The 13,116-nt window shown below is 66.1% G+C and carries 13 protein-coding genes; 5 read left to right on the top strand and 8 right to left on the bottom strand.

Annotated features, from left to right (window positions below):
• Nucleotides 1-8: 8 nt before the first annotated feature.
• Nucleotides 9-791, top strand: coding sequence for an enoyl-CoA hydratase/isomerase family protein (locus ACQPXH_RS10030; protein WP_433602041.1), 783 nt, complete (start codon nucleotides 9-11; stop codon nucleotides 789-791).
• Here ACQPXH_RS10030 and ACQPXH_RS10025 read toward each other — a convergent pair whose 3' ends face one another.
• Genes ACQPXH_RS10025 through thiL form a run of 4 tightly spaced genes read right to left on the bottom strand, consistent with a single transcriptional unit; the run spans nucleotide 792 to nucleotide 3,830 of the window.
• Complete coding sequence (locus tag ACQPXH_RS10025) at nucleotides 792-1,655, bottom strand: alpha/beta fold hydrolase (RefSeq protein WP_433602040.1); 864 nt, start codon at nucleotides 1,653-1,655, stop codon at nucleotides 792-794.
• A gap of 57 nt (nucleotides 1,656-1,712) precedes the next feature.
• On the bottom strand, nucleotides 1,713-1,979 hold the full coding sequence (locus tag ACQPXH_RS10020; RefSeq protein ID WP_433602039.1) for a hypothetical protein: 267 nt from the start codon (nucleotides 1,977-1,979) through the stop codon (nucleotides 1,713-1,715).
• A 43-nt stretch (nucleotides 1,980-2,022) separates the two neighbouring features.
• A complete protein-coding gene (locus ACQPXH_RS10015) occupies nucleotides 2,023-2,706 on the bottom strand; it encodes a uracil-DNA glycosylase (RefSeq protein ID WP_433602038.1) in 684 nt (227 codons plus the stop codon).
• 11 nt (nucleotides 2,707-2,717) lie between these two features.
• Entirely contained in the window at nucleotides 2,718-3,830 is a 1,113-nt protein-coding gene (thiL, locus tag ACQPXH_RS10010) for a thiamine-phosphate kinase (protein WP_433603398.1), read from the bottom strand.
• 172 nt (nucleotides 3,831-4,002) lie between these two features.
• Here thiL and ACQPXH_RS10005 point away from each other — a divergent pair, with 172 nt between their 5' ends.
• Nucleotides 4,003-5,058: a DUF3515 family protein gene (locus ACQPXH_RS10005; RefSeq protein ID WP_433603397.1), complete on the top strand. Its 1,056-nt coding sequence runs from the start codon at nucleotides 4,003-4,005 to the stop codon at nucleotides 5,056-5,058.
• 78 nt (nucleotides 5,059-5,136) lie between these two features.
• Here ACQPXH_RS10005 and ACQPXH_RS10000 read toward each other — a convergent pair whose 3' ends face one another.
• A complete protein-coding gene (locus tag ACQPXH_RS10000; protein WP_433602037.1) occupies nucleotides 5,137-6,234 on the bottom strand; it encodes a D-alanine--D-alanine ligase family protein in 1,098 nt (365 codons plus the stop codon).
• A gap of 66 nt (nucleotides 6,235-6,300) precedes the next feature.
• Nucleotides 6,301-7,296 carry an NAD(P)H-dependent glycerol-3-phosphate dehydrogenase gene (locus ACQPXH_RS09995; protein WP_433602036.1) on the bottom strand — a complete coding sequence of 332 codons (996 nt, stop codon included), beginning with the start codon at nucleotides 7,294-7,296 and terminating at the stop codon, nucleotides 6,301-6,303.
• 43 nt (nucleotides 7,297-7,339) lie between these two features.
• On the opposite strand from ACQPXH_RS09995, the gene cofC reads away from it, so the two are divergent.
• From cofC to ACQPXH_RS09980, 3 genes are all read left to right on the top strand, one after another.
• Nucleotides 7,340-8,038, top strand: a complete 699-nt coding sequence (gene cofC, locus ACQPXH_RS09990; protein ID WP_433602035.1) for a 2-phospho-L-lactate guanylyltransferase — start codon at nucleotides 7,340-7,342, stop codon at nucleotides 8,036-8,038.
• A 161-nt stretch (nucleotides 8,039-8,199) separates the two neighbouring features.
• Nucleotides 8,200-10,359 (top strand): RNA degradosome polyphosphate kinase, encoded by a 2,160-nt coding sequence (locus ACQPXH_RS09985; protein WP_433602034.1) that lies wholly within the window; start codon nucleotides 8,200-8,202, stop codon nucleotides 10,357-10,359.
• Nucleotides 10,360-10,459: 100 nt separating this feature from the next.
• Nucleotides 10,460-11,404: an NUDIX hydrolase gene (locus ACQPXH_RS09980; RefSeq protein ID WP_433603396.1), complete on the top strand. Its 945-nt coding sequence runs from the start codon at nucleotides 10,460-10,462 to the stop codon at nucleotides 11,402-11,404.
• Nucleotides 11,405-11,585: 181 nt separating this feature from the next.
• Here the strand turns inward: ACQPXH_RS09980 and ACQPXH_RS09975 are convergent, their stop codons facing one another.
• Both ACQPXH_RS09975 and leuD read right to left on the bottom strand, forming a co-directional pair.
• Nucleotides 11,586-12,236 carry an HU family DNA-binding protein gene (locus ACQPXH_RS09975; protein WP_433602033.1) on the bottom strand — a complete coding sequence of 217 codons (651 nt, stop codon included), beginning with the start codon at nucleotides 12,234-12,236 and terminating at the stop codon, nucleotides 11,586-11,588.
• A gap of 157 nt (nucleotides 12,237-12,393) precedes the next feature.
• Complete coding sequence (gene leuD, locus ACQPXH_RS09970) at nucleotides 12,394-13,002, bottom strand: 3-isopropylmalate dehydratase small subunit (RefSeq protein ID WP_433602032.1); 609 nt, start codon at nucleotides 13,000-13,002, stop codon at nucleotides 12,394-12,396.
• Nucleotides 13,003-13,116 lie beyond the last annotated feature (114 nt).

Here is a 13,116-nt window from a genome sequence, read left to right as displayed (position 1 = left end):
TGCTGGTCATGACTTCCACGCAGACCGAGTACATCACCGTCGTCGACGGCGTACTACAGATCACCATCTCGACCGCCGCGAATGGCACTTCCCTGGACTTCGCGGGCATCAACGCGGGCACCGAGGCATTGCGATCGGCCGACCGCGAGATCGGGGCCGTCCTGCTGACGGGCGCCGGACCCAACTTCTCCGCGGGTGGCAATGTGCGCGGTTTCGCGGCGGCCGAGGATCGGGCCGGTCATATCTACGGCCTCGCGACGGATCTGCACGATTTCGTGCGCGCGCTCGACGAGACCATCGTGCCCGTCGTCGCCGGGGTGCAGGGGTGGGCGGCCGGAGCCGGGATGAGCCTGGTGTGCGCGGCGGACATCGCGATCGGCGGCCCGAGCACCAAGCTGCGCCCGGCGTATCCGGGCATCGCGTTGAGCCCGGACGGCGGCATGTCGTGGACGCTACCGCGGATCGTCGGCGCCGGCCGCGCCCGCGAAATCTTGCTCACCGATGCGATTCTCGACGCCGAAACGGCGGTTCAGCTCGGCATCCTGAGTCGGCTCGTCGATGACGAGCAGGTGCGGGCCGAGGCACTCGAGGTGGCCCGAACCCTCGCCAGCGGACCGCGATCCGCCTACGCGAGCATCAAATCGCTACTGGCACGGTCGAATTCGTCGACGCTGAGCGATCAGCTCGACTACGAGCGCGATGCCATCAGCGTCGCGGCGAACAGCCCGGCCGGACGCGAGGGCGTGGATGCCTTCGTCGAGAAGCGCAAGCCCGACTACCGGAACCGGTAGCTAACCGCGCGCCTGGAGCACGAATTTCGCGACCGCGTCGGTGAACGAATCGTTGTCGTCACCGGCCGCGGTATGCGCCGCGCCGCCGATCTCGACCAACTGCGCATGCGGCACCAGTGCCTGGAATTCCGCGGCACCTTCCGGCGTCACCACGTCGGACTGCATGCCGCGCACCAGCAGTACGGGAATGGTGAGGGCGCGCGCGACGGCTTCCAGCCGCGGCACCATTTCGCTCGCATCCTCGACGCGGTCACCGAGCATATTCGGATCCCAATGCCAGTACCATCGGCCGTCGCGCCGGCGCAGATTGCGCAGCAGGCCGTCGGTGTTCTTGGGCCGTGGCCGATGCGGCATATATTCCGCGACGGCGTCGGCGGCCTGCTCGAGGTTGTCGAAGCCGTCGCGATGTTTGCCGAGGAAGTCGATCACCCGCGCGACACCGGCGGGTTCGGGGCGGGTGACGATATCGACGAGCACCAGTGCGGTGATTGCCGCGCCGCCCGGATCCGCGGTGGTGAGCAGGCCGGTGATCCCGCCCATGCTCGCACCGACCACGACCGCTGGGGCCGCCAGCTGTTCGAGGACCGCGACCAGGTCAGCGACCATCGTGGCGCGCCGGTAATCGGCGTTCGGAGACCATTCGCTGTCGCCGTGGCCGCGCGCGTCCAGCGTGACGACCCGCATCCCGGCGGCGGCCAGCTTCGCACCGGTCTGCTTCCACGAGTGTCTGGTCTGACCACCACCGTGCAGAAACAGGACGAGCGGGCCGTCCGCCGGGCCGAACTGGTCAGCGGCCAGCTCGATCCCATCCGAACCGCGCAGCCGCAGCCGGATCGGATCGAGAAGGTTGTTCGCATTACTCACGATCCGAGGATCGCACAGTTACCTCTGGGGCTCATGCGTGCCCCGGTCAATGGAACCTCAGCAGTCCCACTTGCCCTGCGCACTGACGGTGTTCTGCAGCAGGCACGCGACCTTGGCATTCACCGAGGACGAGATGGTCGAGGAGCCATTGGAGGTGAATTCCTCGCCGACCGGAGCGGCGGTCTTCGGCGCGGAGGTCTCCGTGGCGGGCTCGAGCGGCAACCCGGCCGCATTCGCCGCCGCACTGCCGCCGGCCAGGGCCGCGCACAGGGCCAGCGTGGCTGTGGTGCCGCGCAGTGCGCCGCGAACGGTCTTGTTCTGCATGTAATTGCGCTCCTCTACTGTGTTTTACCTCGACGCCCGGGATCTAGGGCAGGCGCCAGTCAACAGGCTCGGCACCCAATTCGTCGAGTAGTTCATTCACTCGTGAGAAGGGTCGCGAACCAAAAAAGCCGCGCGAGGCCGACAGTGGTGACGGGTGCACGGATTCGATATAGGGCACCTCGGCCGCGGTCAGCTGCGGTTTCAGTGTCTGTGCGTCACGACCCCACAGGATCGCGACCAGCGGTTCGTCCCTGGCCACCAGCGCGCGAATCGCCTGATCGGTCACCGCTTCCCAGCCCTTGCCGCGGTGCGAGGCCGGCTTTCCCGGCGAAACCGTCAGGACTCGGTTCAGCAGCAATACGCCCTGATTCGACCACGGGCTCAGGTCGCCGTTGGACGGTGTCTCGTGGCCGAGGTCTTTGCTGTATTCGGCGAAGATATTGGCGAGGCTGCGCGGCACCGGCGAAACATCCGGGGCGACAGAGAAACTCAGGCCCATCGGATGTCCGGGCGTCGGATACGGATCCTGGCCGACGACGAGCACGCGCACCGCATCGAACGGACGCTGGAAAGCGCGCAGCACATTCTCACCGGCAGGTAGATAACCGCGGCCCGCCGCATTCTCCGCGCGCAGGAATTCGCCCATCGCCGAGATCTGTTCGGCAACCGGCTCGAGAGCCTTCGCCCAACCCGGATCCATGATTTCCGTCAGTGGTTTCGCGCCCATGACCGCACAACCTATCGTGGCTCCGGCTCGGATGCCGAGTCCACCCCGCTGAACGATTCCCAGCCCCCACTGCCCGGATGCCGCACGCCGTCGACGGTGATGCCGTGACCTGCCAGCACCCGTCCGATCGGCACCCATCCGGGCGGCAGCTCACGGTGCGCGGGCCAGGTTCCGGCGAATGCGTGATCCTCGCCGCCGGTCAGAATCCATTGCGCCGCATCGGCATCCAGACGCCGCGCGATGGTCGCCAGAGCGGGATCGCGCAATGTCTTCGAGTGGACATCGATGGCGACGCCGGACGCCTCGGCGATATGCCCCAGATCCGCGAGCAATCCGTCCGAGATGTCGGTGAGCGCGGTGGGTATCGCGGGCCATTCGGTGGGAGACCCGATGACGCCTTCCGATTCGAACTCCGTCGCGTTCTGATCCGACACCCCGATGTGCTCCGAACCGAGCACGCCTTCCGCGGGGGACGCCCCCGAGTTGTCCACTTCGGCAGCGGAATCGGCGACAACAGCGAGCACAGCCGAATAGGGCGGCCGTGGGACCCGATGGGCCGCAAGCACTTCGGCGAATAGTTCGTCTGCCGGATCGAATCCGGCGGTCAGCACCGCCAACCCGGCTGCGGACCAGCCGAGGCGACCGACCACGGCGACCGTATCCCCCACGCGTGCACCGGCTCTGGTGATCGGCGCGCGGCCGTCCAGATCACCGAAAGCGGTGACCGAGATGACCAGCTGCGGGCTGCGCACCACATCGCCGCCCGCGATGGAACCGCCCGCGCGACGCGCCTCGGCCCACATCCCGTCGGTGAGCCCGTCCACCAGCTCGAGCGGCGTATCGGCCGGGCAACCGAACGCCACCACGAATGCGGTCGGCACGGCACCCATCGCGACCACGTCGGCGGCATTCTGCGCGATGGCCTTGCGCCCGATATCGCGCGGATCGGACCAGTCGAGCCGGAAATGTCGATCCTGGATCAGCATGTCGGTGGTGACCACGAAACGGCCGTCCGGCGCTGCTACCAGGGCGGCGTCGTCACCGGGGCCGAGCAGCACGCCGGGCGCCTGCGTCCGCCCCGAGTTGATCCGCTCGATCAGCGCGAACTCCCCCAGCTCACGCACTGTGCTCGGCCGTGTGCTGTCGCTGATGACCTGGTCCCTTCCCGGCGTCGTGCTGGCTGAAATCGCCCCGAGGGTACCCTTTCCAAGGCAATCGAGTACGACCAGGCCGGTGCGCGGCATCCATCCCCAGGTGACCGGGCCCGCCGGCGCGAACAGGAAGGGACCGGTGAGCATGGCTGCGGGATCGTCGGACCGCGATTCGTCGGCGGCGGAGTCGTCATCCGAGGCCGAGCTGTCGAAAGGGACGGCCGATTCGCCCGCGGACAGCGCTGCGGCAGAACCCACGCCCACCGTCGATCACACCGGAGCCGACAGCCCTTCTCCAGCGGCCGACGCCGAGCCCGAACCAGCCTCCGCCAGTGCCGACGATGCCGAGCCCGCACCAGCCTCGACCGGTGCCGCCGAAGCCAAGGCCGCTGGCTCCCCAACAGCTTCAAACGGTTCCGCCGACACCGGACCCACGGACCCCGTAGCAGCCCCAACCGTTACCGACGACGCTGAGCCCGCCACAGCTTCAACCGATGCCGCTAACGCCGAGCCCGCCGACACCGCACCAGCCGCGACCGATGCCGCCGACACCGAACCCGCGGTCGCCGATGCCGCCGACACCGAACCCGCGGTCGCCGATGCCGCCGACACCGAACTCGCGGCGTCCGACAGCACCGAATCCGCCGACGAGCCCGCCACCGAATCCAGCGGATACCCGCCCGCGCTGATCGCGACAGCGGTCGCACTCCCGGTCGTGCTGGTAGTCGCCGTTCTGGTCGCCGCGGTCCTCGCGCTACGCGCACCGACCGAACGCGAACCGCTGGTTCTCGGTCCGGTTCCCGCACCCGCAGCAGATGGTCCGGCGTGCGCCGCGCTGCTGCCCGCATTGCCGGTCGATCTCGGCGAATACTCCAAATCCACGCTGGTGGAGCCGGCTCCTCCAGCGACTCGCGCCTGGCAGCGCAAGGACGGCGGCGACGCGATCGTGCTGCGCTGCGGTTTGGAACGACCGTTGGAGTTCAACCGCGCCTCGCCGCTACAGATCGTCGATGGCGTGCAGTGGTTCGAGGTCCGCGATGCGGCCGCCAAGGCGAGCACCTGGTTCGCCGTCGACCGCCCGACCTATATCGCGCTGACCGTCCCCGACGGCTCCGGACCCACTCCGCTGCAAGGAGTTTCGGACGCGATTACCGCCAACATACCGGCTCAGCCGATCGATCCCGGCCCGCTGCCGAACTGACGTCGCACCCCGCGTCGTATCGCCACACCAGCTCTACTCGAGACACCGAATGAGCGGCCCTGGCCAAAAGAGGGTCGCTCACCGCAATCCGGTACCACGTGCGAGCGCCGTTTCGATCAGTGTGGAAACCAGTGCCCGGTAGTCGATTCCGGTCGCCTCCCACATCCGCGGATACATGGAGATCGAGGTGAAGCCGGGCATCGTATTGATCTCATTGATCACCGGCCCCTCCGTCGTGACGAAGAAGTCCACCCGCGCCAACCCTTGGCAGTCGAGCGCTTTGAACGCCCGCACCGCGAGTTCCCTGACGCTGTCGGACACTTCGTCGTCCAGTTTCGCCGGAACATCGAATTCGCAGACATCGTCGAGGTATTTGGTGTGGAAGTCGTAGAACTCCGGCGCCGCGGCATCGGCATCCGGCATCCGAATCTCGGCGACCACACTGGCCTCGACCCGCCCGTCCGGAAATTCCAGCACGCCACATTCGACTTCGCGTCCGACAATGCCCGCTTCCACGATCACCTTCGGATCGTGTTCGCGCGCCGTCGCGATCGCCGCGTCCAACTCGCTCCAGTCGGTGACCTTGGTGATGCCGATCGAGGAGCCACCGCGTGCCGGTTTGACGAACACCGGCAGGCCCAGCAGCGCACGATCGTCCGCAGCGAGTGTGTCGGTCCCGCGCCGCAGCACCAGCTGCCGCCCGATCGGTAGCCCCTCCGCGGCGAGCAGCTTCTTGGTGAATTCCTTATCCATGCCAGCGGCGCTGGCCAGTACCCCCGGCCCGACATACGGCACCCCGGCCAATTCGAGCATGCCCTGCAGCGTGCCGTCCTCACCGAACGGACCATGCAGAATCGGGAACACCACATCCACCGAACCGAGTGCCGCAGTCGGATCGTCGAGCGCGACCAACGAGCCGGACCGACTCGGATCGGCGGCCAACGTGAGCGCGGTGCCGCTGCTGTCCACAGCGGGCAGCCCATTTTCCTTGAATCCGAGCGAGGCCACCTCGGAACCGCCGAGCACCCAGGCGCCGTCGAGGGTGATGCCGATGGACACTGCCTCGTACTTTTCCGGATCGAGGTTGCGCAGCACGCTGCCGGCCGACACACACGAGACGGCGTGCTCGTTACTGCGCCCGCCGAACACCACAGCAACCCTGATCCGGTTCGTCATGCACGGAACCGTACCCGTTATGGGTGCTGAACCAACCTCGTGCCCGTGCGGGTATAGCGTTCGCCCCTATTCCGGTTTGATCCGCCGACCCAGCAGATTGTCGACCGCCTCGCGCACCGAAACGCCCTCATGACATACCTGGTGCACCCCCGTGGTCAGCGGCATCTCGACATTGTGCGCCGCGGCCAGCGCCCGCACCGATGTGCACGACTTCACACCCTCGGCGACCTGACCATGGGTGGCCTCCTGGGCCGCCTCCATGGACCCGCCCGCCCCGAGCACATGCCCGAACGACCGATTGCGCGACAGCGGCGAGGTACAGGTGGCGACCAGATCGCCGACGCCGGCCAGTCCGGCCAAGGTGACCGGCTCCGCGCCGAGTGCGACCCCGAGCCGGATGATCTCGGCCAGCCCGCGGGTGATCAGGCTGGCAATCGAGTTGTCGCCCAATCCCATTCCCGACGCGATGCCGCAAGCGAGCGCGATGACGTTCTTGCAGGCGCCACCGATCTCGCAGCCGATCACATCGGTATTGGTGTAGGGCCGGAAGTAGCCGTTGGCGCAGGCCCGCTGCAGTGCGACGGCCCGCGCCGCATCGGTGCAGGCGATCACGGTGGCCGCGGGTTGCTCGGCGGCGATCTCCTTGGCCAGATTCGGACCGGACAGCACCGCGATCCGGCTCTCGTCGGCACCGGTGACTTCACCGATGACCTGACTCATCCGCAGCAGCGTGCCGGTCTCGATACCCTTGGCCAGGCTCAGCAGCGCGGCATCCGGCCCGATCGAGTCCCGCCACGTCTCGAGATTCGCGCGCAGGGATTGGGACGGAACCGCGAGCACCACGATGTCGGCGTCTTCGAGCGCCTCGGCGTGGTCGTGGGTGGCCCGCACGCTGGGTAGTTGCACATCGGGCAGATAGAACGGATTGCGATGTTCCGTGGCCAGGGCCTTGGCCACCTCGGGCCGCCTGGCCCAGATCGTGACGTCGGTTCCCGCGTCCGCCAACACCTTCGCGAACGCGGTCCCCCACGATCCCGCGCCCAGCACTGCCGCCCTCGTCATCTGCCCAATATGCCACGGAACCACTCATGGAAGGATTAGCAGCATGCGTCCGCATGCGTTGCACGCCGTGATCGCGGTGAAGAGCCTCGATCGGGCCAAGAGCCGTCTGGCCGATCGGTTGCGCCCGGAACACCGGGCCCGGCTGGTGCTTGCCATGCTCGCCGACACCGTGTCCGCCGCTGTCGCGGTTCCGCGGATCGCATCGGTCACCGTGGTGACCCCGGATCCGATCGTCACCGACGTGGCGCGCACGCTCGGCGCGGTCGTACATCCCGAACCCCGCCGCGAGGTGATCGACGCGACCGATCCGGACGGCCTGAACACCGCGCTCACCGACGCGGCCACCGCATTGCGACACCGGCACGGTCCGGTCGAGCTGCTGGCTCTGCAGGCGGATCTGCCCGCCTTGCGCCCCGACGAACTCTCGGACATGCTGAGCACCGCGCCGGTCGGAGTACGCTCGGTCATCGTCGACCACGCCGGCAGCGGCACGTCCGCGTTATTGGTCCGCGATACTGTTGCCCTGCTGGATCCGCGCTTCGGTCCGGGCTCGGCGCGTCGACACATCGACGCGGGTGCGGTCGACCTGCACGGTGACTGGCCCGGATTGCGGCTCGACGTCGATACCGCCGACGATCTGGACCGCGCCGTCGAACTCGGCGCGGGCGATTCGACACGTGCTGTCCTGCACGACATCGGTTGGCCGATTCGGGTTCACGAGCGGGTACGCCGGGTGTGCTAGCCGGTCGCCACATTCGGCGTGATACGCATGGCAATGATGGCGTCGGGCTGCACACGGCTCGGTTTGTAGGGGATGATCGTTGGCGTGAGTGAGCGAAGCAAGCTATTCCGGAACCAGCGTGCGTCGCGCATGTCGGTGCAGCGTGCCAGCGAGGCGCGGGCATGAGCGATATCGAAACCGTCAAACAACAGGTGCTGCCGACCGCACTGCCCGCCGCGACACCACCTGTCGAGGATGGCGGCCCGCAACGGTTGCCACGTGATCGCTACCTGAACCGCGAACTCAGTTGGCTCGACTTCAACACCCGAGTTCTCGCACTTGCTGAGGACGCATCGCTGCCATTGTTGGAGCGCGCGAAGTTCCTCGCGATCTTCGCCTCCAATCTGGACGAGTTCTATATGGTCCGCGTCGCCGGCCTCAAACGCCGTGCGGAGACCGGACTTTCGGTGCGTTCGGCCGACGGCCGTTCGCCCACCGAACAATTGGAGCTGATCGCGGCGCGCGCCCAGGAGATCGCCGACCGGCACGCCCGCGTCTTCCTCGACTCGGTACTGCCCGCGCTGACCGCCGAGGGCATTGCCGTCATCGTCTGGTCCGATCTGGATAACGATGAGCGCCAACGCCTCTCGGGCTACTTCCAGGATCAGGTTTTTCCGGTACTTACCCCGCTCGCGGTGGATCCGGCGCACCCGTTCCCTTACATCAGCGGCCTGAGTCTCAACCTCGCGGTGACAGTGAAGGATGCCTCCACCGGCGGCGAACACTTCGCCCGCGTCAAGGTGCCCGACAACGTCGATCGCTTCGTTCGGGTGCGGCGCACCGACTCCGGCTCCCCGGTCGCGGCCTTCCTACCGATGGAAGAACTGATCGCCGCGCACCTCGATCTGCTGTTCCCAGGTATGAAGGTCGTCGAACACCACTCGTTCCGGATCACCCGCAATGCCGATTTCGAGGTCGACGAGGATCGCGACGAGGATCTGCTGCAGGCGTTGGAGCGGGAACTCGCTCGCCGCCGCTTCGGGTCGCCGGTCCGACTAGAGGTCTCCGACGATATGACCGAGCACATGCTCGATCTACTGCTGCGTGAGCTCGAGGTCGATCCCGGCGATGTGATTCAGGTGCCGGGCCTCCTGGACCTGTCCTGCCTGTGGCAGGTGTACGGCGTGGACCGGCCCAATCTCAAGGACGCGCCGTATGTGCCCGCGACGCCGCCCGCATTCGGCGAGCGCGAAACCCCACGCAACGTCTTCCAGGCGCTGCGCGAGGGCGATGTGCTGGTGCACCACCCCTACGACTCGTTCTCCACCAGTGTGCAGCGCTTCATCGAACAGGCCGCCGCCGACCCGCAGGTGCTCGCGATCAAACAGACCCTGTACCGCACCTCTGGTGACTCCCCGATCGTGAACGCGCTCATCGACGCGGCCGAGGCGGGTAAACAGGTGGTCGCGCTGGTCGAGATCAAGGCCCGCTTCGACGAACAGGCCAACATCAAATGGGCCCGGGCGCTGGAACAGGCGGGCGTGCATGTGGTCTACGGCCTCATCGGCCTCAAGACGCACTGCAAGACCTGCCTGGTGGTGCGTCGCGAGGGTTCGACCATCCGCCGCTACTGCCATATCGGCACCGGCAACTACAACCCGAAGACCGCGCGCCTCTACGAGGACGTCGGGTTGCTCACCGCCGCACCGGAAATCGGCGCCGATCTGACCGATCTGTTCAATTCGCTGACCGGTTACTCGCGAAAGGCCAACTACCGCAACCTGCTTGTCGCACCGCAGGGTGTGCGCGCCGGAATCATCGAGCGGATCCAGCGCGAGATCGAGTTGGCGCGCCAGGGCTTCCCGGCGCGAATCCGGATAAAGGCCAATGCAATTGTCGACGAGCAAGTCATCGACGCTCTCTACCGAGCTTCTCAGGCCGGTATACCGGTGCAGATCGTGGTGCGTGGCATCTGCGGTCTGCGACCCGGTGTCGAGGGGATGAGCGAGAACATCGAGGTGCGCTCGATTCTCGGTCGATTCCTGGAACATTCGCGCATTCTGCACTTCCAGGCCCAGGACCAATACTGGATCGGCAGCGCCGACATGATGCACCGGAATCTGGACCGGCGCGTGGAAGTCATGGCGCAGGTGAAGGATCCGAGGCTGTGCGAGCAGCTGGGCTCGGTCTTCGACTCGGCCCTGTATCCGACCACACGCTGCTGGGTACTCCAAGCCGACGGCAGCTGGCACGCCTCACCCGACGGCGCCGATAGCAACGGCGTCGAGGTGCGCGACCACCAGCAATTCATGATGCGAGTGCGGAGACCGGATCAGCCGTGAACGAGCGGCAGCGAGTGAAGCATCAATACAGCGCGCAATCTTGCACGACGAAGCCGAGCACCATCGAGGCGCAGTCGTGAGTGGTACGACGGGATACGAGATGGACGGCGGGCCGTTCTGGGATCCTCGGGTAACAGCCAACATTCACGCCGCGGGCGCCGTGTTGTGGCGTAGAACGTCCGCTGGATCCGGCGCCATCGAGATCGCCGTGGTGCACCGCACCAAGTATCAGGATTGGTCGCTGCCGAAGGGCAAACTCGATCCGGGCGAGACACCGGTACTCGCCGCCGTGCGCGAGGTCGGCGAGGAAACCGGCCTCGACTGCACGCTCGGCCGCTACCTCGGGCACGTCACGTATCCGATTCCCGGCCACCGGAAACTCAAGCGAGTGGATTATTGGGCCGCCGAGGTTTCCGGCGGTGAATTCAGCGCCAATTCCGAGGTCGATGTGCTGTCGTGGTACACCTTGGACCGGGTGATGGACCAATTGTCGTATCCGATGGACCGGCAGGTGATGCGCGCCTTCACCCGCCTGCCCGCCGCCACCAGCACGCTGGTTGTGGTGCGGCACGCCAAGGCGGGCAGTAGGGACCGATTCGACGGTCCGGACGAGCAGCGCCCGTTGGAGCGGGCCGGTCGGGCCCAAGCCGATGCGTTGGTCCCGAATCTAATGGCATTCGGTGCGTCCGAGATCTTTTCGGCCGATCCGCTCCGCTGCATCCAGACGGTGGAACCGCTAGCGGAGAAACTCGGCACGACCATCGGCATCGAACCGGATTTCTCCGAAACCGCTTATGCCGCAGCGCCGGACAAGGCTCGACAACGCGCCCTATCACTCGTGTCGGATCGCGCGGTGCGCGTTCTGTGCAGTCAGGGCAAGGTAATTCCCGATCTGCTGCAGTGGTGGGCCGATCGGGACGGCATCACACTGCCGTCCGCGCGCAACCGCAAGGGCAGTGTGTGGGTGCTGTCATTCGTCTCGGGTCGACTGGTCGCCGCCGACCACCTCGACCGGTCACTCTCGGCCGCCATCGTCAAGCCCTGACGCCGCTGTCAAATCCTGTCACCTGAGAGCACCACAATCGCCTACTGTCGCTTCTCGATACCAAATCGAGACGCAGACAGCCGAAAGGGCCCCGAGGCGAACCTCGGGGCCGTTTCGAGTCGGTTTGCCGGTGATTCCGCCTAGCGGAGCCGAATCACCCGGCGGCAGTGCACCTTCAGCGTCAGCGCGCGCGACGGGCCGGAGCCTTCTTGGCCGCGGACTTCTTCGCGGGCGCCTTCTTCGCGACCGTCTTCTTGGCGGCGGTGGCGGTCTTCTTGGCCGCCGTCGTTGCCTTCTTGGCCGCAGTCGTCGCCTTCTTGGCGACCGTCTTCTTGGCGGGTGCCTTCTTAGCAGCCGTCTTGGTGGCAGTTGCCTTGCGCGCCGTCGTCTTTGCCGGGGCCTTCTTGGCCGCCGTCTTCTTCGCGGGCGCCTTGGTGGCGGTCGTCTTCTTCGCGGCGGCCTTCTTGGCCGCCGTCTTCTTTGCGGCCGCCTTCTTTGCTGCCACCGGTGCATTCGCACCGCGCTTTACCGCAGGGCCGCTCGCGGTCAGCTTCTGCTTGCCCGCAATGACGGCTTTGAACTGCGCGCCCGGACGGAACGCGGGCACCGAAGTGGGCTTCACCTTCACGGTTTCGCCGGTACGCGGGTTCCGCGCGACACGAGCCGCACGCTTACGCTGTTCGAACACACCGAATCCGGTGATTGTGACGCTCTGACCCTTGTGCACCGCACGCACGATGGTGTCGACCACATGCTCGACTGCCGCGGTGGCCGTGCGCCTGTCCGTACCCAACTTTTCGGTCAGAACGTCGATCAGTTCCGCCTTGTTCATTGAATCCTCCGCAGACTAATGGCCCGTCGTCGGACCGACTAGGTACCACGGTAAACCCACTTTGGGCAAGAGTCTATGTGCCACGCCAAAATTCATGTGGTTTAGCACACGTCCAGCTACCGCCCCAAGGCGAACGCAGCTATCGCTACCGGGGTGATTACGCCTGCGAAATATGCGCCGGAAGGGTTGTGGGTTTCCAACTTGGCCTTGCCTTTTCGAACTCGCCGATGACCTCACTACGCCGCAGTGTCAGCCCGATGTCGTCCAATCCTTCGAGCAGACGCCACCGCGTGTAGTCATCAATATCGAACGGCAACACGACGGTTCCGGCCGTCACAGTGCGCGCCTCGAGGTCTACTACCAATTCGAGACCCGGCTGTTCCTCGAGCAACTTCCAGAGCATTTCGACATCGTTCTGTGACATCTGCGCGGCCAACACTCCGCCCTTGCCTGCATTGCCGCGGAAGATGTCGGCGAAGCGTGCCGAGATGACGACGCGAAAGCCGTAGTCCGACAGCGCCCATACCGCGTGTTCGCGCGAGGATCCGGTACCGAAGTCCGGGCCGGCCACCAGCACACTGCCCCGGTTATAGGGTTCGGTGTTCAGAATGAAGTCCGGATCCGATCGCCATGCTGCGAACAGTCCGTCCTCGAATCCCGTTCGCGTCACTCGCTTCAGGTACACGGCCGGAATGATCTGATCGGTGTCGACATTCGATCGGCGCAGCGGCACTCCGATCCCCTTGTGCACGGTGAAGGCTTCCATTTGCTGATTCTCCTGGGTCATTAGACGATTTGGGCTGATCGTTTCGAGCGACCTGCAATCAGTCGCTAGCGGGCAACAGAACGAATCGGCGCGGACACAACGTCGTCCGCGCGC

The organism is Nocardia sp. CA-135953 (genome assembly GCF_050955735.1).
GTDB lineage: Bacteria > Actinomycetota > Actinomycetes > Mycobacteriales > Mycobacteriaceae > Nocardia.
This window is presented reverse-complemented; position numbering and strand designations above follow the sequence as displayed.

What these genes read in the sequence shown, in the direction of transcription:
- leuD (WP_433602032.1), bottom strand. Translation starts at nt 13,002, where the DNA reads ATGGAAGCCTTCACCGTGCACAAGGGGATCGGAGTGCCGCTGCGCCGA.
- ACQPXH_RS10000 (WP_433602037.1), bottom strand. Translation starts at nt 6,234, where the DNA reads ATGACGAACCGGATCAGGGTTGCTGTGGTGTTCGGCGGGCGCAGTAAC.
- ACQPXH_RS10030 (WP_433602041.1), top strand. Translation starts at nt 9, where the DNA reads ATGACTTCCACGCAGACCGAGTACATCACCGTCGTCGACGGCGTACTA.
- cofC (WP_433602035.1), top strand. Translation starts at nt 7,340, where the DNA reads ATGCGTCCGCATGCGTTGCACGCCGTGATCGCGGTGAAGAGCCTCGAT.
- ACQPXH_RS09985 (WP_433602034.1), top strand. Translation starts at nt 8,200, where the DNA reads ATGAGCGATATCGAAACCGTCAAACAACAGGTGCTGCCGACCGCACTG.
- ACQPXH_RS10020 (WP_433602039.1), bottom strand. Translation starts at nt 1,979, where the DNA reads ATGCAGAACAAGACCGTTCGCGGCGCACTGCGCGGCACCACAGCCACG.
- ACQPXH_RS09975 (WP_433602033.1), bottom strand. Translation starts at nt 12,236, where the DNA reads ATGAACAAGGCGGAACTGATCGACGTTCTGACCGAAAAGTTGGGTACG.
- ACQPXH_RS09980 (WP_433603396.1), top strand. Translation starts at nt 10,460, where the DNA reads ATGGACGGCGGGCCGTTCTGGGATCCTCGGGTAACAGCCAACATTCAC.
- ACQPXH_RS10005 (WP_433603397.1), top strand. Translation starts at nt 4,003, where the DNA reads ATGGCTGCGGGATCGTCGGACCGCGATTCGTCGGCGGCGGAGTCGTCA.
- ACQPXH_RS09995 (WP_433602036.1), bottom strand. Translation starts at nt 7,296, where the DNA reads ATGACGAGGGCGGCAGTGCTGGGCGCGGGATCGTGGGGGACCGCGTTC.
- ACQPXH_RS10015 (WP_433602038.1), bottom strand. Translation starts at nt 2,706, where the DNA reads ATGGGCGCGAAACCACTGACGGAAATCATGGATCCGGGTTGGGCGAAG.